Annotated in this window: 17 protein-coding genes and 2 tRNA genes; 5 read left to right on the forward strand and 14 right to left on the reverse strand. The window is 40.1% G+C overall.

Annotation, left to right across the window (positions count from 1 at the left end; all coding sequences use genetic code 11):
• Positions 1-58: 58 nt before the first annotated feature.
• From H1225_RS02730 to H1225_RS02745, 4 genes are all read right to left on the reverse strand, one after another.
• Positions 59-784, reverse strand: a complete 726-nt coding sequence (locus H1225_RS02730; protein WP_006537725.1) for an amino acid ABC transporter ATP-binding protein — start codon at positions 782-784, stop codon at positions 59-61.
• Positions 785-1,459 (reverse strand): glutamate/aspartate ABC transporter permease GltK, encoded by a 675-nt coding sequence (gene gltK, locus H1225_RS02735; RefSeq protein ID WP_006537724.1) that lies wholly within the window; start codon positions 1,457-1,459, stop codon positions 785-787.
• Positions 1,459-2,199: an amino acid ABC transporter permease gene (locus tag H1225_RS02740; protein WP_072062945.1), complete on the reverse strand. Its 741-nt coding sequence runs from the start codon at positions 2,197-2,199 to the stop codon at positions 1,459-1,461. Before H1225_RS02740 ends, gltK begins: the two co-directional genes overlap by 1 nt.
• 116 nt (positions 2,200-2,315) lie before the next feature.
• Positions 2,316-3,209: an amino acid ABC transporter substrate-binding protein gene (locus tag H1225_RS02745; RefSeq protein ID WP_109847446.1), complete on the reverse strand. Its 894-nt coding sequence runs from the start codon at positions 3,207-3,209 to the stop codon at positions 2,316-2,318.
• A 365-nt stretch (positions 3,210-3,574) separates the two neighbouring features.
• Between H1225_RS02745 and H1225_RS02750 the strand changes: the two genes are divergently transcribed.
• The 4 genes from H1225_RS02750 to H1225_RS02765 all read left to right on the forward strand — a co-directional run bounded on the left by H1225_RS02750 (position 3,575) and on the right by H1225_RS02765 (position 7,321).
• Positions 3,575-3,964: a hypothetical protein gene (locus tag H1225_RS02750; protein WP_006537720.1), complete on the forward strand. Its 390-nt coding sequence runs from the start codon at positions 3,575-3,577 to the stop codon at positions 3,962-3,964.
• Between the two features lie 83 nt (positions 3,965-4,047).
• Positions 4,048-6,087: a protein-disulfide reductase DsbD family protein gene (locus tag H1225_RS02755; RefSeq protein ID WP_109847448.1), complete on the forward strand. Its 2,040-nt coding sequence runs from the start codon at positions 4,048-4,050 to the stop codon at positions 6,085-6,087.
• Positions 6,087-6,818 (forward strand): DsbA family protein, encoded by a 732-nt coding sequence (locus H1225_RS02760; protein WP_006537718.1) that lies wholly within the window; start codon positions 6,087-6,089, stop codon positions 6,816-6,818. The genes H1225_RS02755 and H1225_RS02760 overlap by 1 nt, the downstream gene beginning before the upstream one ends.
• Positions 6,818-7,321, forward strand: a complete 504-nt coding sequence (locus H1225_RS02765) for a protein disulfide oxidoreductase (RefSeq protein ID WP_109847449.1) — start codon at positions 6,818-6,820, stop codon at positions 7,319-7,321. Before H1225_RS02760 ends, H1225_RS02765 begins: the two co-directional genes overlap by 1 nt.
• An 87-nt stretch (positions 7,322-7,408) precedes the next feature.
• Here the strand turns inward: H1225_RS02765 and lnt are convergent, their stop codons facing one another.
• From lnt to miaB, 5 genes are all read right to left on the reverse strand, one after another.
• Entirely contained in the window at positions 7,409-8,935 is a 1,527-nt protein-coding gene (gene lnt / locus H1225_RS02770) for an apolipoprotein N-acyltransferase (RefSeq protein ID WP_161671357.1), read from the reverse strand.
• Between the two features lie 7 nt (positions 8,936-8,942).
• Positions 8,943-9,824, reverse strand: coding sequence for a CNNM family magnesium/cobalt transport protein CorC (corC, locus tag H1225_RS02775; protein ID WP_239739438.1), 882 nt, complete (start codon positions 9,822-9,824; stop codon positions 8,943-8,945).
• A 74-nt stretch (positions 9,825-9,898) separates the two neighbouring features.
• Positions 9,899-10,363, reverse strand: coding sequence for an rRNA maturation RNase YbeY (gene ybeY, locus H1225_RS02780; RefSeq protein ID WP_239739440.1), 465 nt, complete (start codon positions 10,361-10,363; stop codon positions 9,899-9,901).
• The gene (locus H1225_RS02785; protein WP_072062938.1) at positions 10,356-11,417 is read right to left on the reverse strand and encodes a PhoH family protein; all 1,062 of its coding nucleotides are present in this window, start codon (positions 11,415-11,417) and stop codon (positions 10,356-10,358) included. The genes ybeY and H1225_RS02785 overlap by 8 nt, the downstream gene beginning before the upstream one ends.
• A gap of 28 nt (positions 11,418-11,445) precedes the next feature.
• Entirely contained in the window at positions 11,446-12,876 is a 1,431-nt protein-coding gene (miaB, locus tag H1225_RS02790) for a tRNA (N6-isopentenyl adenosine(37)-C2)-methylthiotransferase MiaB (RefSeq protein WP_006537711.1), read from the reverse strand.
• A gap of 205 nt (positions 12,877-13,081) precedes the next feature.
• Between miaB and ubiF the strand changes: the two genes are divergently transcribed.
• Positions 13,082-14,269 carry a 3-demethoxyubiquinol 3-hydroxylase gene (gene ubiF / locus H1225_RS02795; protein ID WP_082147313.1) on the forward strand — a complete coding sequence of 396 codons (1,188 nt, stop codon included), beginning with the start codon at positions 13,082-13,084 and terminating at the stop codon, positions 14,267-14,269.
• A 54-nt stretch (positions 14,270-14,323) separates the two neighbouring features.
• On the opposite strand, the gene fghA is transcribed toward ubiF, so the two are convergent.
• The 5 genes from fghA to H1225_RS02820 all read right to left on the reverse strand — a co-directional run bounded on the left by fghA (position 14,324) and on the right by H1225_RS02820 (position 17,085).
• Positions 14,324-15,154 (reverse strand): S-formylglutathione hydrolase, encoded by an 831-nt coding sequence (fghA, locus tag H1225_RS02800; RefSeq protein ID WP_109847451.1) that lies wholly within the window; start codon positions 15,152-15,154, stop codon positions 14,324-14,326.
• Between the two features lie 53 nt (positions 15,155-15,207).
• Positions 15,208-16,320, reverse strand: a complete 1,113-nt coding sequence (locus H1225_RS02805; protein ID WP_115065169.1) for an S-(hydroxymethyl)glutathione dehydrogenase/class III alcohol dehydrogenase — start codon at positions 16,318-16,320, stop codon at positions 15,208-15,210.
• Between the two features lie 18 nt (positions 16,321-16,338).
• Positions 16,339-16,614, reverse strand: a complete 276-nt coding sequence (locus H1225_RS02810) for a metal/formaldehyde-sensitive transcriptional repressor (protein ID WP_006537705.1) — start codon at positions 16,612-16,614, stop codon at positions 16,339-16,341.
• A 261-nt stretch (positions 16,615-16,875) separates the two neighbouring features.
• Positions 16,876-16,960, reverse strand: a tRNA-Leu gene (locus H1225_RS02815).
• Between the two features lie 50 nt (positions 16,961-17,010).
• A tRNA-Gln gene (locus H1225_RS02820) sits at positions 17,011-17,085 on the reverse strand.

Here is a 17,085-nt window from a genome sequence, read left to right on the forward strand (position 1 = left end):
AAATTATTATTTTGGGCTGACGTGCTAAAAAAGCACGCCAGCAGAGGAGATGCAGCGATTAATGCAGAATTTTAGCGAGGAAATCTTTGGCTCGTGCTGATTTTGGATTATCAAAAAAGTCATTTTTAGGTCTATCTTCCACTATTCGACCTTCATCCATAAAAATAATACGGTCAGCAACCTTTTTAGCAAAACCCATTTCATGGGTCACTACCATCATCGTCATACCTTCATTTGCAAGCTCTACCATTACATCAAGGACTTCATTAATCATTTCAGGATCAAGTGCGGATGTCGGTTCATCAAATAACATTGCAATAGGATCCATACATAAAGCACGAGCAATGGCGACACGCTGTTGTTGACCGCCAGAAAGTTGAGCTGGGTATTTGTTCGCATGACTGGATAGGCCTACACGTTCTAATAACTTTAAGCCTTTTTCTTTTGCAGCGCCTTTCTCTCTATTAAGCACTTTAACTTGTGCGAGTGTAAGATTTTCAATAATAGAGAGATGGGGAAAGAGTTCAAAATGTTGGAATACCATACCTACTTTTGCTCGTAATTTAGCAAGATCGGTATGCTTGTCATTTACTTTGATTTCATTAACAAGTATCTCACCTTGCTGTATTGGTTCTAGACCATTCACTGTTTTAATCAGTGTTGATTTACCTGAGCCAGAAGGTCCACAGACAACAACAACTTCCCCCTTTTTAACTTCAGTGGAACATTCAGTCAGTACTTGAAACTGACCATACCATTTGGATACATCTTTTAGGGAAATCATCTAGGTAGTCCTTTTTTTAAGAAAGTTCACTAACATTGAAGCAGCGAAGCTAATGACAAAATAAACAAAACCAGCAAAGAGGATCATTTCAACTTGTGTACCATCGCGTTCACCAATATTTGCCGCCGTTCTGAAAAAGTCAGTGAGACTTAATACGTAAACTAAGGACGTATCTTGGAACAAGACAATTCCTTGAGTCAGTAAAAGCGGGATCATGGCTCGAAAGGCTTGAGGTAAGATCACTAAACGCATTGTTTGTGATTTGGTCATACCTAATGCAAGTGAGGCAGAAAATTGTCCTTTACTAACACTTTGAATACCTGCCCTTATAATTTCAGAGTAGTACGCAGCTTCAAATAATGAGAACGCTATCATTGCCGAAATTAAACGGATATCACTTTTTGGTGAAAGTCCTAGAACATTTTGTAATATGTTAGGCACAATTAAATAAAACCACAGTAATACCATGACTAATGGGATTGAACGAAAGGTATTAACGTAAGCGGCCGCAAACCAACTAATAGGTTTAAACGTAGAAAGGCGCATAACAGCAAGCACCGTTCCCCATAAAATACCAACTACTATAGCGGTGATAGTGATTTTTAAAGTGATTGCCATACCATCGACTAGAAATGGTAGGCTTGGAACAACAGAACTCCAGTCAAATTCGTACATTATTGACCTCCTGTTGTGCCAGGTAAACGCACACGTTTTTCAAGCCAACTCATGAGTAACATAATGATGACGTTGATAAAAACATAGGCGAGGGTAATTGCTGTGAATGACTCATACGCTTTCGCTGAATAATCGAGGAGTTTATTCGCTTGTGCTGCCATATCAATAAGTCCGATAGTAGAGGCAATCGCTGAGTTTTTCACGAGATTAAGCATTTCGGAGGTCATTGGTGGAATAATGACTCGATATGCATTGGGTAATAAAACATAACGATAAGTTTGAGGTAAGGTTAAGCCCAATGCTAAGCCTGCGGCTTTTTGACCACGGGGCAATGAGTTTATTGCAGCTCTGACTTGTTCACACATACGCGCTGCGGTAAATAAACCTAAGCAGAGTGCTGAAGAGACAAAAAATTGCACATTTGGCGCTAAGTCCATTTTAAACCAGTCGCCAATAGATTGAGGTAATAGTTCAGGAATGACGAGATACCACGTAAAGAATTGAACAATAAGTGGTACGTTACGGAATAACTCAACATAAACAGTACCTAAGCTTGAAAGCCAACGATTAGGGACAGTGCGTAAAATTCCGAATAAAGAACCAACAAGAAAGGCAATAACCCAAGCGCATAGAGATAAGGCAATAGTGACTTGGAAGCCAGAAATCAGCCATCCTAAGTATGTGGTGTTTCCGAAAGGGGCTTCTTGGAAGAATATCCCCCAATCCCAATCAATCGACATGATTTCACCTCCGGTGAAAAAAAGAGGGGCAGGGAACGACTGCCCCAAACTTCACTGATCTGTCTGTCCAACAGATACTTTATAATTATTTGTTTGCATCAACTTCTTATGTATTTTTAGTTCAGTGCCTTATCATTTGGTGATGCAAATAAGGCCTTCATTTCATCAGAGATAGTGAATTCTAAGTTAAGATTTTTAGGTGGGATCGGTGCATTGAACCAGCGATTGAAGGATTTTTCTGCTTCGCCTGATTTTTGTGCGTTAGCGATAGTTTCATCGATTAATGCTTTGAATTGAGCATCGTCTTTACGCAACATACAACCATAAGCTTCTTCAGATTGTGGGGTTCCTACAATTTCCCACTCACCCGGTTTTTTCGCTTTAGCACGTTCACCAGCTAGTAATGCGTCGTCCATCATAAAGGCAACAGCACGACCTGATTCAAGTGTACGGAACGAGTCTCCATGATCTTTTGCGCTGATAATGCGCATATTCATCTTTTTCTCATCATTTAATTTGTTAAGTAACATTTCAGACGTTGTTCCTGATGTTACGACTACGTTTTTACCTGACAAGTCAGCAAAATCTTTAATTCCACTGTCTTTTTTCGCCAGTAAACGTGTACCTACGATAAAAATAGTATTAGAGAAGCTAGCTTGTTGTTGACGAGCTTCATTGTTGGTTGTTGAGCCACACTCAAAATCAAATGTACCATTTTGTAATAATGGAATGCGATTCTGAGAGGTAATAGGGATCAGGCGAACTTGCAGGTTAGGTTTGCCTATTTTGTCTTTTACTGCTTGTACAATCAGATTGGAATAGTCTTGAGAATAACCAACCACTTTTTGTTGGTTATCATAGTAAGAAAAAGGAACAGAGGATTCCCGATGTCCAACGATAATAATATCGTTGTCGTTGATTTTTTTTAAGGTTCCAGTGAGTTCTTCTGCCTGCACAGCTCCTGCAGCCCCTAAAATCATTAATGATAACGCTAGTTTACGCATGCGCATAATAACTCCTGTCGTGGTGATAAATGATATTTGTATTTTGCTTTGTGTTGCTTTTTTGTTTTAATTTGTTTTGATAATGTTAATAGATAGAACAAATAACATACCGTTGGGAAGTGCAATTTATGAAATACGAGAGGTATCTCTCAATAAAAGAATGAAATCAAATGTGGTTGATTATTTTTTTGGAAGTTGTTTTCAATATTTAAAATTATTGTAGTAGAAACCTTATAGAAATAAAGGTTAAAGATGAATATTTGAGATAATGCGAAAAATAAAATAAGTATGGATTTGTAAAGTTTGTCTTAAGGAGTTGTTTGTCTGTAGATTACTATTAAGATAGCGTGTCATATTGATGAGGAACATCTATGAGTAATTGGCGGTCAGGTCGCTGGCTAGTGGTGATAACAGTTTTGCTGATCTTGAGTTGCATTGTTCAGCGTTCATTAGGTGCCCACGTCATTAGTGAGCGCTTAGCGATGGCTGTTGCTCAAACACAATACCCACTATCAACACCAATTACTGATGAGAATAGCGCAACAGATCATACTTATTCACTCTCTACCTGTGAATTAAGCGCTAAATCATTAATATCTGTTCCTCCATTAACAATAGAGCCATTTTTCCATTCGTGGGCTGTATTGCTATTGTTAAGTATGGCTGGCATCTATGTATCGCGTCAGCGTAATCAGAAAAAACACCATCATCCACCGCCTCCAATCAGACTTCACCTTCATTATTGTATTCTGAGGGATTAGAAATTTCCTTTTAGCTAAAAAATTGTACGTCTATCTTTGGGCGTAGCTTTGTGTAGCGTTGTAGGAATTTTTAGGGAGTTGTTATGTTTCGTTCTTTTGTTATGGCGTTGGTATTAACGCTATTTACGTTATCTACATCTCAAGCAGCAGAGACAGGTTGGTTAACCACGCCTGATAATTCTCACGCACAAGTTAGGGCGACAGCACAAAAGTCACCAACGGGTGATGTGAAAATGTTACTTGAAGTGCAACTTGAGTCTGGATGGAAAACTTACTGGCGCTCACCAGGAGAAGGTGGTGTTGCACCTGAAATTAATTGGTCACAAGATGTGAGTGCAATGGTATGGCATTGGCCGTCACCTTCTGCTTTTGATGTCGCAGGTATTCACACTCAAGGCTATGACAAACAAGTTGTTTTTCCGATTGAATTAACCTCTGTTGATGCTGACCGTTTAACAGGCGTTTTAACGTTATCAACATGCAGTAATGTCTGTATTTTAACGGACTACACTTTAGATCTAGATCTTACAGAGCCAGCACCTGCTGATTTTGAATGGCAATATAATCAGGCGATGGCAAAAATCCCAGTTGATACAGGATTAATATCATCAGTTTCTTCGAATTATAACAATAGCCAACTGACTATTTCTTTGCAAAGAGAGCAAGGTGCTTGGGTTGAGCCTAATATTTATCTCGATCCCCCTGAAGGTATGCTTTACGGCATTCCAAAATTAAATCATCAAGATAAAAACTTATTTGTCACCATTGATGTGACAGATGATTGGGGCGATGCAGCTGGTGATATCTCAGGTAAGGCACTTTCCTTTGTTATTACTGATCAAGATTTTTCTCGTCAAGTTAATGACACAATAGGGCATGGAAAAGAAGACATTGTTCCACTATCTAGTTCAGGTATTGGGCTTTGGAGCATTCTTGCTTTCGCACTATTGGGTGGTTTAATTCTGAATTTGATGCCTTGTGTATTACCTGTGTTGGCGATGAAATTGGGTTCGATTTTACATCTTGAAAATCGTGATAAAGGGGTTATTCGTAAGCAATTTTCGGTGTCTGTTTTAGGTATTTTAGTTTCTTTTTGGGCACTAGCTCTATTTATGACGGGGTTACGTTATAGCCAAGAGGCCTTAGGTTGGGGAATACAGTTTCAAAGCCCTTGGTTTATTGGTTTTATGGTGTTAGTTACCGCTATTTTTACTGCAAATCTATTTGGATTATTTGAACTGCGTTTAAGTAGCAATATGAATACTAAAATGGCAACGGCTGGTGGGCAGGGATATGGTCGCCATTTTTGGGAAGGTGCTTTTGCTACTTTACTAGCCACCCCTTGTTCTGCACCCTTTTTAGGCACCGCCGTCGCTTATGCTTTGGTTGCTCCGTTAAGTGAGTTATGGCTTATTTTTACTGCATTAGGGATAGGAATGAGTTTGCCGTGGATCTTAGTGGCTATATTCCCATCTGTTGCAAAAGTGCTACCAAAACCCGGTAAATGGATGAATCGCCTAAGAGTGGTTTTAGGTTTTATGATGCTGTTGTCTAGCATTTGGCTTATTACACTTTTAATTCCTCATTTGGGCATGACAATTGTTGCTGGCATTTTTATTGTTATTACTTTGCTTTTATTACTCGCAATTGCACGGCACTATGGCAAAAAAACGGCTCTTATTTCTACTGTAATTGCCCTATTTTTGGCGGGAAGTACTTATTTGTTTGTTGCTCAACCAGCAAGCCAAACACTCGCAGGTCAAGATACGATAAATTGGCAACCTTTATCAGAAGAGGCAATACATCAAGCATTAGCAGAGAATAAACGCGTGTTTGTTGATGTTACAGCAGATTGGTGTGTAACCTGCAAAGCAAACAAATACAATGTATTATTGCGAGACGAGATCCAAGAGGCACTTTCAGCGCCAGATGTTGTCGCATTAAGAGGGGATTGGACTAAACCCTCTGACAAGATCACTCAGTTTTTAAAACAACGTGGTCAAGTTGCCGTACCTTTTAACCAAGTTTATGGACCAGGCCATAAAAATGGCGTGGTTTTACCTTCTATTTTAAATAAAGATTCAACATTGACAGTTCTTTCAGAGGCTAAAGGAGCCCAATAATGAAAAAAACACTTTCTGCACTGGTTATTTCTTCGTTACTTTTTGGTGCAAATGTGCAAGCAGCGGCATTAAGCGCTGATCAGGAAAAAGAAGTTCGTGCACTGGTGCGTGATACGTTAATCAAAAATCCAGAAATTTTGGAAGAAGCAATCACTGCATTACAAGCACAAAAAGCCGATGAACAACAAGCACAATTTCGTACCGCATTAAAGGCAGAACACGACGCATTATATAACGATGCAGCAAGCCCTCGTATTGGTGCAAAAGACGCTAAGTTAGTGTTAGTTTCCTTTACTGATTATAACTGCCCTTACTGCAAACGTTTCGATCCATTATTAGAACAAATTACAAAAGATTATCCAGAAGTAGCTGTGGTAATTAAACCGCTGCCATTTAAAGGCGAAAGCTCGGCTAAAGCCTCTCAAGCGGTGCTTTCAGTTTGGAAAGAAGATCCAAAAGCATTCTTAGCATTACACCAACGTTTAATGCAGAAAAAAACAATGCTAGATAATGCAAGTATTGACGATGCAATGAAGACAACCAACACAAGCAAAGTAAAATTAACAGATGACAGCTTAAAAACGTTACAAAATAACTTAGATCTTTCTCGTAAATTAGGTATCCAAGGTACACCTGCAACAGTTGTTGGCGATATGGTTATCCCTGGTGCCGTTGATTACGCTCAGCTAGAAGTGATTGTGAAAGAGCAACTGGCTAAAGTGAAAAAATAATGCGTAGTCGCTTACGAAAATGGAGTAAAGAACTGATTGTTCTGGTTGTCATTTTCGTTGTAGCTTCTTTCGCGATGGATTGGTGGCGACAACCTACGCCACCCTCTTTAACAAATTTACCTGAACTTTATACTGTTGATAATAAAGTTGTTTCATTAACAGAATTGAGCGCTGAAAAGCCATTATTAATCTATTTTTGGGCAACTTGGTGTGGGGTGTGTAAACTAACAACGCCTGCAGTAAATTCGTTAGCGCAAGATGGTTATAACGTGACATCTGTTGCGATCCGTTCTGGTGATAACGCAAAGTTAGAGCGCGGTATCCAGTCTAAAGGACTGGTATTTCCTGTGATAAATGATAGTCGAGGGGATATTTCTCAGCAGTGGGGAATTAGTGCAACACCTTCATTTGTTATTATTTATAAAGGGGAAATGGTAGGCTTTACAAGTGGCTGGTCATCTTCGTGGGGATTAAAACTACGTTTATGGTGGGCTGGTTTTTGAACGGTATACCAACGATTATTTTAAGCTTTAGTAGATTAAAAATAACGGAATTCATTGTCATATTGAATTCCGTTATTTTATTTTGCTTTATTCAACTCGACGTTTAATTAAGGCGATAATAAAAAATAATCCAACCAGTATCCACAATGGTGTATTCCCCCATTTATAATAAGGGGTTAACCCCGTTGTTGGTGTGATTTTTTCCGCTAAAGCACCTTCTTCAAACTGAGGAAGTTGAGAAATTACCTCACCGTTGGCTGCAATAAAGGCTGTAATACCGTTATTTGTCGAACGTAATAATGGTCTTCCTAACTCAAGAGAGCGCATTCTCGCCATTTGGAAATGCTGCCAAGGGCCGATTGAATTACCAAACCACGCATCATTAGAAATCGTTAATAAGAACCGTGTATCGGGTTTAAAATTAGCACGGACTTGTTCACCTAAAATAATTTCGTAGCAAATAGCTGCGGTAATTTTGGCATCATTGACAGTCAGTTGAGGCTGTACATATTCGCCTTGGCTTAATGATGACATCGGTAAATTAAAGAAAGGTGCCAGTGGGCGTAATAGTGATTCTAATGGCACATATTCGCCGAAAGGAACAAGATGATGTTTGTTATAGCGATCAGTGGCTGGGTATTGATAAGCATAGTGTTCACCTAATGTGATGACACTATTATAGAAACGATAACCTTCTAATGTCGGTCGAGCATCAATAATTCCCGTCATTAAATGAGTATCTTGCTCTCTTAATTGTTTATCTAATTCTGCTAAAAAGCTTTGTTGTTGAATTTCAACGTCAGGGATCGCCGATTCAGGCCAAATAATAAGATTGGCATTACCAATAAAAGGGCGACTTAAGGTGAGATAGGTTTTTAATGTACTCTCTAATGTACCCGGTTCCCATTTTAATGATTGTGCAATATTACCTTGGATTAATGCAATTTCTTGCGTTTCATCCGGCAAAGGTTGATACCACTGATAGGATTTAAAGCTGATAGGTAATATTAATAAAAGTAGTGCAACCACGAGGCTGTAAATTGATTTACGATAGATTGTAAATGCAATTAATCCACTAATAACGGTTAAGAGCAACGTTATCATAGTGACACCAAAAATAGGTGCAATGCCTTTTAAAGGGCCATCAATTTGGCTATAACCAAACTGTAACCACGGAAAGCCTGATAATACCCAACCCCTTAAAAATTCAGTGATTTGCCATAGTGCGGGTGCAGCAAAAACAAATCGCCATAGAGTCGGATTTGGGAAAAACTTATTTAATAAGCCGGCAAAAAGTAGGGGATAAAGTGATAAATAAAGTGCTAATAAAATCACTAAAAAGATATTTATCGCAAATGGCATACCGCCAAAATCAGCAATGCTGACATAAACCCAATTTACACCCGCGCCAAATAATCCAAAGCCCCAAGCAAAGCCAAGAAATGCACCTTGTCGGGTTGTACGTTGCGAGATTATCAGTAATAGGCCCAGCAGTGAAATTAAAGCAGCAGGCCAAAAGTCAAAAGGCGAAAACGCGAAAGTGCCGATAGCACCGAAAAAAACCGCCAGAAGGGCGCGAACCCACTGGCGGTTTAAGAAAGAGGTCTTATTCATTGAGATCCTATACATCATTACCTAGTTCAGGAATGGGCGCATCATCTGGAATATGCACATACACCTGAATGATCTTACGGCTATCTGCCATAACAATTTTAAATTGGTAATTATCAATGGTAATAGTTTCACCACGAGCAGGAAGGTGACCAAAGGCTTGCATAACTAAACCGCCAATTGTATCAACTTCTTCATCGCTGAAATGTGTACCGAACGCTTCATTGAAATCTTCTATCTGGGTTAAAGCTCGAACTGAGTAAGCGTGGCGACTCAGTGGACGAATATCAATATCATCCTCATCGTCATACTCATCTTCAATTTCGCCTACGATAAGTTCTAGAATATCTTCAATTGTGACAAGTCCTGATACACCTCCGAATTCATCAATCACAATTGCCATATGATAGCGTTGTGAGCGGAATTCTTTTAATAGGCGATCGACCCGTTTACTTTCAGGTACAACAACCGCTGAACGTAAGACTTTATCCATGCTAAATGGCTCTGCGTCTGTACGCATAAATGGCAGTAAATCTTTTGCCATCAATAAGCCTTCAATATGATCTTTGTCTTCGCTGATAACTGGGAAGCGGGAATGTGCTGAATCAATAATTACATCTAAACATTCATCAAGAGTTTGATTACGTTTTAGTGTAACGATTTGGGAGCGTGGGATCATAATATCCCGAACACGCTGTTCAGCAATATCCATTACCCCTTCAAGCATGTCGCGGGTATCAGGATCAATTAATTCTTTCTGTTCAGAATCGCGGATAAGCTCCATCAGATCATCACGGTTTTTAGGTTCACCGTGGAACCACTGATTAAGCAGTGTGAGAAACCCTTTCTTAGGACCAGGGTTATCGTTACTCGAAGATTGGTCGTCGCTCATGGCGTTTTAACTATTTTTCCTCATTGAATGGTTAATTAGATATAGTATTTATCATAAAAATAAGAGAACTGTTACTATTTTTCAATTAAATAGGGATCTGCATAACCTAAATTTTGTAAGATTTCCGTCTCTAAACCTTCCATTTCTTCGGCTTCATCATCTTCAATATGATCATAACCTAAAAGATGCAGACATCCATGAATAACCATGTGTGCCCAATGTTCTTCAACAGTCTTACTCTGTTCAGTCGCTTCTTTTTCTACCACTTGACGGCAAATAATCAAATCCCCCAAGAGAGGCAATTCAACTTCAGGTGGGGCCTCAAAGGGAAAAGAAAGCACATTAGTCGGTTTGTCTTTTCCACGATACGTGAGATTTAGTTCGTGACTTTCTGCTTCATCAACAATACGAATAGTCACTTCACTTACAGGCTGAAATTGCGGTAATACCGCTTCTAACCATGTCATAAATTGGGCTTCAGTAGGAAGCCCTTGTGTATTTTCACTTGCTACTTGTAAATCAAGGATAACTTCACTCATGATTTTCTCTCTGAAGCTTCTCTTTTTCTGCTTTGATAGCTTGGCGACGTTTTTGGTCTTCAGTTTCCCAAGTTTCATAAGCGATAACAATTTTGGCAACCACAGGGTGGCGAACAACGTCTTCACTGTGGAAAAAGTTAAAACTTAAGTCGTTCACATCGGATAAAACTTCGATAGCATGACGTAAGCCTGATTTATTGCCTCTTGGCAGGTCAATCTGAGTAATATCCCCAGTGACAACGGCTTTAGAGTTAAAACCAATACGCGTTAAGAACATTTTCATTTGTTCAATGGTGGTGTTTTGGCTTTCATCAAGAATAATAAAGGCATCATTGAGTGTACGCCCACGCATATAAGCGAGTGGAGCGACTTCAATAACATTACGCTCTATTAGTTTCTCAACTTTTTCAAAACCCAACATCTCAAATAACGCATCATAAAGCGGTCGTAAATAAGGATCGACTTTTTGACTAAGGTCGCCAGGTAAAAAACCCAGTTTCTCACCAGCTTCAACCGCAGGGCGCGTTAACAAAATACGACGCACTTCTTGACGTTCAAGGGCATCAACAGCGGCAGCAACAGCCAGATATGTTTTCCCTGTACCAGCAGGCCCAATGCCAAATGTAATATCATGGGTTTGAATATTGGCAATATATTGTGCCTGATTTGGTGTACGAGGTTTTATTACACCTCGTTTAGTCCGAATATTGGTTGATTTTCCAAATTCAGGAACATGCTCATCACTTTGCTCAAGCACACGGCTTTCTTTGATAGCAAGATGAATTTGTTCAGGGTCGATATCGGGGATCACGCCTTTAATTGGCGAGGTTTCCACATACAGGCGACGTAAAATTCCTGCTGCTGCATTGACACATAATGATTTACCCGTGAGTTTAAAACGGTTATCACGATGATTAATCTCGATACCTAAACGGCGCTCAAGTTGCTTAATATTATCGTCAAATGGGCCACATAGGCTCATTAAACGGGCATTGTCAGCTGGCTCTAAGAAAATTTCTTGGGTCGCTACTTGTGCATGTGCTATTACTGTCACTGATTATCCTTTTGTTAAATCTGATTAATTAAGGTTGGTAAACACCTACCCCTAATTCATCTTCTTTACGAGTACGTGCAATGACGGATTCTGGTGATTCATGGATCCGTAAATCCATTTGATCTTCCGTTCTAACCACTTTACCACGTAGGGAGTTGGCATAAACGTCTACAATCTCAACATCAACGAACTTACCAATCATATCCGGTGTACCTTCAAAGTTAACCACTCGGTTATTTTCAGTACGACCAGAAAGCTCCATCACATTTTTACGTGAAGGGCCTTCAACAAGAATACGTTGCACACTGTTTAGCATAGCTCGGCTAAAGTTCATGGCTTGTTGATTGATACGTTGTTGTAGCAGATATAAACGTTGTTTCTTTTCATCTTCGCTAACGTCATCAGGTAAGTCAGCGGCTGGAGTACCAGGACGTGCTGAATAGATGAAACTAAAGCTCATATCGAAATTAACATCCGCAATTAATTGCATCGTTTTTTCAAAGTCGTCTTGAGTTTCACCCGGGAAACCGATGATAAAGTCTGAACTGATCAGAATATCAGGACGCGCTTTACGTAATTTGCGAATGATGCTCTTGTATTCAAGTGCAGTATGGTTACGCTTCATTAATGTTAGAATGCGGTCAGAACCACTTTGCACAGGTAAGTGTAAATAGCTGACTAATTCTGGTGTATCTTCATAAACCGCAACGATATCGTCAGTAAATTCGATAGGGTGGCTGGTAGTAAAGCGAATGCGGTCAATACCGTCAATTGCTGCCACTAAACGAATTAATTCAGCAAAACTACAAATTTGACCATCAAAAGTCGCGCCACGATAGGCGTTAACGTTTTGACCTAACAAGTTTACTTCGCGTACACCTTGGGCAGCTAATTGAGCAATTTCAAATAGGACATCATCGCAAGGACGGCTAACTTCTTCACCACGAGTGTAAGGAACTACGCAGAAAGAGCAGTATTTGTTACAGCCTTCCATGATGGAAACGAAGGCAGAAGGGCCTTCAGCACGCGGTTCTGGTAAACGGTCAAATTTTTCGATTTCAGGGAAGCTGATATCGACAACTGGGCTTTTAGTCCCTTTAACCTGATTAATCATTTCAGGTAAACGGTGTAAAGTTTGTGGCCCGAAGATAATATCGACACACTGCGCACGTTGACGGATGTATTCGCCTTCTTGAGAGGCAACACAACCACCGACGCCAATGATAATATCAGGTTTATTATCTTTGAAATATTTCCAACGTCCTAACTGATGAAAGACTTTTTCTTGTGCTTTCTCACGGATAGAACAGGTATTTAGCAGTAGAATGTCCGCATCTTCGGCGACATCGGTTAACTGATAACCGTGGGTGCTTTCGAGTAGGTCTGCCATTTTGGATGAATCGTACTCATTCATCTGACAGCCCCAAGTTTTAATGTACAGTTTTTTTATCGTCGACATTGTGTAAATCCGGTATTTTCAGTGAGACAATAGCTAATCATTGGAAAACGTTGCGTGTAATAAGCCAATAAGGTGGTTATTGTAGTCATTTGTGTGGTCAGTGACTAGAGCAAGTCGGCGCTAATTATCTATGGCGTTTAGTTTAATAGAAATAAACTGAAACAGCGCTTACCTATTATTTAAAGTAATGAGTTATGGCATAACAATGATGAGTAATGTAAAAAACGATTTTGATGCAATCATCGCGGGTGGCGGTATGATTGGCGCAGCTGTTGCAATTGGGCTGGCGCAAGAAGGATTGTGTGTTGCAATGATTGAACGACAGTCTCCAGCACCTTTTGATGCGTCATCTCATCCTGATATCCGTATTTCTGCGATTAGTTGCGCGTCCGTTAGTCTATTAAAACAATTAGGTGCATGGCAACATGTTTTGGCTATGCGTTCTGCGCCTTATCTTACCTTAGAAACATGGGAAGAAGAAAATGCTCATGTTGTTTTTGATGCAAAAAGCTTAGGGTTGCCTGAATTAGGCTATATGGTTGAAAACCGTATTTTGCAATTAGCCCTTTGGCAAGAAGCTGAACGTTATAGCAATATCACTTTATTATGCCCAAACAGTCTAAGTAAAATGGTCTATTTAGATGATAAATGGAAAGTAACACTTTCTGATGGCAGTGAAGTGACCACAAATTTAGTGGTAGGTGCAGATGGTGCGAATTCTCAAGTGCGCCAATTTGCGGGTATTGGTAGCAATGGTTGGCAATATCGTCAATCTTGTATGCTGATCACTGTGAAAACAGAGTTACCTCCTGAAAAGGGAACATGGCAACGTTTTTACCCCTCAGGGCCTCGCGCTTATTTACCACTTTTTGATAATTGGGCCTGTTTGGTTTGGTATGATTCGCCTGACAGAATTAGAAAACTGCAAAATATGTCGATGACGCAGTTAGAAAAAGAAATTCAACATGCTTTTCCTGATCGATTAGGTAAAGTGACACCTATTGCAGCTGGTTCATTCCCATTAACGCGTCAACATGCAAGCCGTTACGTTGATAAAGGGATTATTTTGTTGGGCGATGCGGCTCATACTATCAATCCTTTAGCGGGGCAGGGTGTCAATTTAGGTTACCGTGATGTGGATTGTTTCTTAGACTTAGTGGCTGATGCCAAAAAACATTTTGAACCTTGGGATTCAATGGCGTTATTGAAGAAATATCAGCGTCGTCGTATGCCTGACAATTTAGTCATGCAAGCGGGAATGGATGTTTTTTATCACGCTTTTAGTCACCAATTACCGGGGTTAAAAGTCGTTAGAAATATCGGCCTTTTAGCTGCGCAACATGCTGGTAAGGCTAAAGAAGCGGCGCTACGTTATGCATTAGGTATTAAGTAATTAGAAATGCGATGATCGGAGTTGGATATCAGCAATAAGATCATCGCATTGTTGTTACGCTTTTAAATGTTTGGCATGAAAAGCAATATGCTCACCAATAAAACTCGCCACAAAATAGTAACTGTGATCGTACCCTTGATGTAAATTCAATTGATAAGTGAACTGTTTTTCATTACAGGCTTTAGCAAATAGCTCGGGTTTTAATTGTTCCTGATAGAAGGGATCATCAAGACCGACATCAACACGCATAGGTAACACACTTTCTGCTTGGTTAATCAATGCCACTGCATCATATTGTTGCCACTGCGTCATATCATCGCCTAAATAAGCGCTAAACGCTTTTTTACCCCAAGGAACAACTGACGGTGCCACGATCGGAGAAAACGCTGACACACTGCAGTAGCGTGCTGAATTTCGCAGTGCAATTGTTAAGGCACCATGTCCTCCCATTGAATGCCCACTAATGGCACGTTGATGAGTCACAGGAAAATGCGTTTCTATCAGTGTAGGAAGTTCATCAACAATATAGTCATACATCTTGTAATGCTCATTCCAAGGCGATTGGGTGGCATTAAGATAAAAACTTGCGCCTTGCCCTAAATCATAAGCACTATCATCAGCGACATTTTCACCGCGAGGACTGGTATCGGGTATAACTAAAATAATGTCATGTTGCGCTGCAAATTGTTGAGCACCAGCTTTAGTAATAAAATTTTGCTCGTTGCAGGTTAAGCCTGATAACCAATATAAAACAGGGTATTTTTGCTCTTCTTCCATAGGAGGAAGGTAGATAGCAAATTTCATCTCACAATTTAACGTCGTTGATGTATGTTGATAGACTTCTTGCCAACCACCAAAACAGGCATGACGTTCAATCCTTTCCATTTTGACTCCTTTAAAAGCAAAGACAAACCTATGAAACATAAGTTTGATGATGGTTAATCGAAATGAATAACGGTTCGGATTGATTTACCTTCGTGCATTAAATCAAAAGCTTCATTAATTTTTTCTAACGGGAGTTTATGAGTTACAAAAGGCTTAAGTTCGATATTGCCTTTCATTGCATCCTCAACCATTGCGGGTAATTGACTACGGCCTTTAACACCACCAAAAGCTGTACCTTTCCACGAACGACCCGTCACTAATTGGAATGGACGAGTTGAGATCTCTTGTCCTGCACCTGCGACACCAATAATAATGGATTGACCCCAGCCGCGATGTGCACTTTCTAATGCTGCTCTCATGACATTAACATTACCAATACATTCAAAAGTATGGTCAACACCCCACTGTGTCATTTCGACAAGAACTTGCTGGATAGGTTTATCGTAATCATTAGGATTTAGGCAATCTGTTGCACCAAATTGGCGAGCCAATGCAAATTTTTCAGGATTTGTATCAATAGCAAAAATACGACTTGCTTTGGCTTGTCTTGCGCCTTGAAGAACGGCAAGACCAATGCCACCTAAACCAAACACAGCAACAGAGTCACCTTCTTGCACTTTTGCAGTATTGTGAACCGCGCCAATACCTGTTGTTACACCACAACCTAATAAGCAAACTTCTTCGTGATTAGCTTCTGGATTGATTTTTGCCAGAGAAACTTCAGCCACCACAGTGTATTCGCTAAAAGTAGAGCATCCCATGTAGTGATAAATAGGCTGTCCATTATAGGAAAAGCGTGTTGTCCCATCGGGCATTAAGCCTTTACCTTGCGTTGCTCTGACGGCAACACATAAGTTTGTTTTGCCTGATTTACAAAATAGACATTCGCCACATTCAGCTGTGTACAGAGGAATAACGTGATCACCTGGTTTAACACTCGTGACACCTTCACCAATCTCTACAACCACGCCGGCACCCTCATGGCCAAGAATAGCAGGGAATACACCTTCAGGATCATCACCCGACAGCGTAAATGCATCGGTATGGCAAACACCTGTGTGACTAATTTTAATGAGCACTTCACCGGCTTTTGGTGGCATCACATCAACTTCAACAATTTTTAAAGGTTCTCCGGGGCCAAATGCGACTGCTGCACGAGATTTCATAGTGTATCCTTTTTGTTATTAACGCAGGTAAGTGCGGATTAATGAAATGGCATCATCAACGGAATTTTTTTGATCTTCAGGAGAAGCGACGGCATCCATAAGACCTTCTCGTAAATGACTTTCGAGTACACCTGCCATCAGGCCATTAATAGCACCTCGAATGGCGGCAATTTGTTGTAATACCTGACTGCATTCGTTTTCATTTTCAAGTGCAGTTTCTAATGCAAGAAGTTGCCCTTTAATTTTTCTTACGCGAGTTAACGCGGCTTTTTTTTCTGCTGGTGAGTGTGGCATACATAATCCTTAAATATACTATGGGGGAGTATAGTATATTGGGTGAGTTATGTACAGAAAGAGCAATAAAGTGTGGAGTGATGAGAAAAAATAAAAATGATGATGTGGAGTTTGTTGTACTTTGAGAGTAGAGGAATAAGAAAAAAGAGGGAGAAATGATGTTTAGAGAACAGATAGGAAAGAATTAAGAGACAAAAACAAAAAAGACCCGCTATTGCGAGTCTTATCTGTTGATTTCGTGATAAACACGTTAGTAATCAATGGTGCGGGAGGCGAGACTTGAACTCGCACACCTTGCGGCGCCAGAACCTAAATCTGGTGCGTCTACCAATTTCGCCACTCCCGCAACAACTTGGAGAAAAAAAGACTCGCTCTGCGAGTCTCTCTTTCAAAATATGGCTGGGATACCAGGATTCGAACCTGGGAATGCCAGGATCAAAACCTGGTGCCTTACCGCTTGGCGATATCCCA

It is taken from the genome of Proteus penneri, from assembly GCF_022369495.1.
In the GTDB taxonomy this organism is placed as follows: domain Bacteria; phylum Pseudomonadota; class Gammaproteobacteria; order Enterobacterales; family Enterobacteriaceae; genus Proteus; species Proteus penneri.

Coding starts and splice junctions, on each gene's coding strand:
- H1225_RS02730 (WP_006537725.1), bottom strand. CDS start 784: ATGATTTCCCTAAAAGATGTATCCAAATGGTATGGTCAGTTTCAAGTA.
- gltK (WP_006537724.1), bottom strand. CDS start 1,459: ATGTACGAATTTGACTGGAGTTCTGTTGTTCCAAGCCTACCATTTCTA.
- H1225_RS02740 (WP_072062945.1), bottom strand. CDS start 2,199: ATGTCGATTGATTGGGATTGGGGGATATTCTTCCAAGAAGCCCCTTTC.
- H1225_RS02745 (WP_109847446.1), bottom strand. CDS start 3,209: ATGCGCATGCGTAAACTAGCGTTATCATTAATGATTTTAGGGGCTGCA.
- H1225_RS02750 (WP_006537720.1), top strand. CDS start 3,575: ATGAGTAATTGGCGGTCAGGTCGCTGGCTAGTGGTGATAACAGTTTTG.
- H1225_RS02755 (WP_109847448.1), top strand. CDS start 4,048: ATGTTTCGTTCTTTTGTTATGGCGTTGGTATTAACGCTATTTACGTTA.
- H1225_RS02760 (WP_006537718.1), top strand. CDS start 6,087: ATGAAAAAAACACTTTCTGCACTGGTTATTTCTTCGTTACTTTTTGGT.
- H1225_RS02765 (WP_109847449.1), top strand. CDS start 6,818: ATGCGTAGTCGCTTACGAAAATGGAGTAAAGAACTGATTGTTCTGGTT.
- lnt (WP_161671357.1), bottom strand. CDS start 8,935: ATGAATAAGACCTCTTTCTTAAACCGCCAGTGGGTTCGCGCCCTTCTG.
- corC (WP_239739438.1), bottom strand. CDS start 9,824: ATGAGCGACGACCAATCTTCGAGTAACGATAACCCTGGTCCTAAGAAA.
- ybeY (WP_239739440.1), bottom strand. CDS start 10,363: ATGAGTGAAGTTATCCTTGATTTACAAGTAGCAAGTGAAAATACACAA.
- miaB (WP_006537711.1), bottom strand. CDS start 12,876: ATGTCGACGATAAAAAAACTGTACATTAAAACTTGGGGCTGTCAGATG.
- ubiF (WP_082147313.1), top strand. CDS start 13,082: ATGATGAGTAATGTAAAAAACGATTTTGATGCAATCATCGCGGGTGGC.
- fghA (WP_109847451.1), bottom strand. CDS start 15,154: ATGGAAAGGATTGAACGTCATGCCTGTTTTGGTGGTTGGCAAGAAGTC.
- H1225_RS02805 (WP_115065169.1), bottom strand. CDS start 16,320: ATGAAATCTCGTGCAGCAGTCGCATTTGGCCCCGGAGAACCTTTAAAA.
- H1225_RS02810 (WP_006537705.1), bottom strand. CDS start 16,614: ATGCCACACTCACCAGCAGAAAAAAAAGCCGCGTTAACTCGCGTAAGA.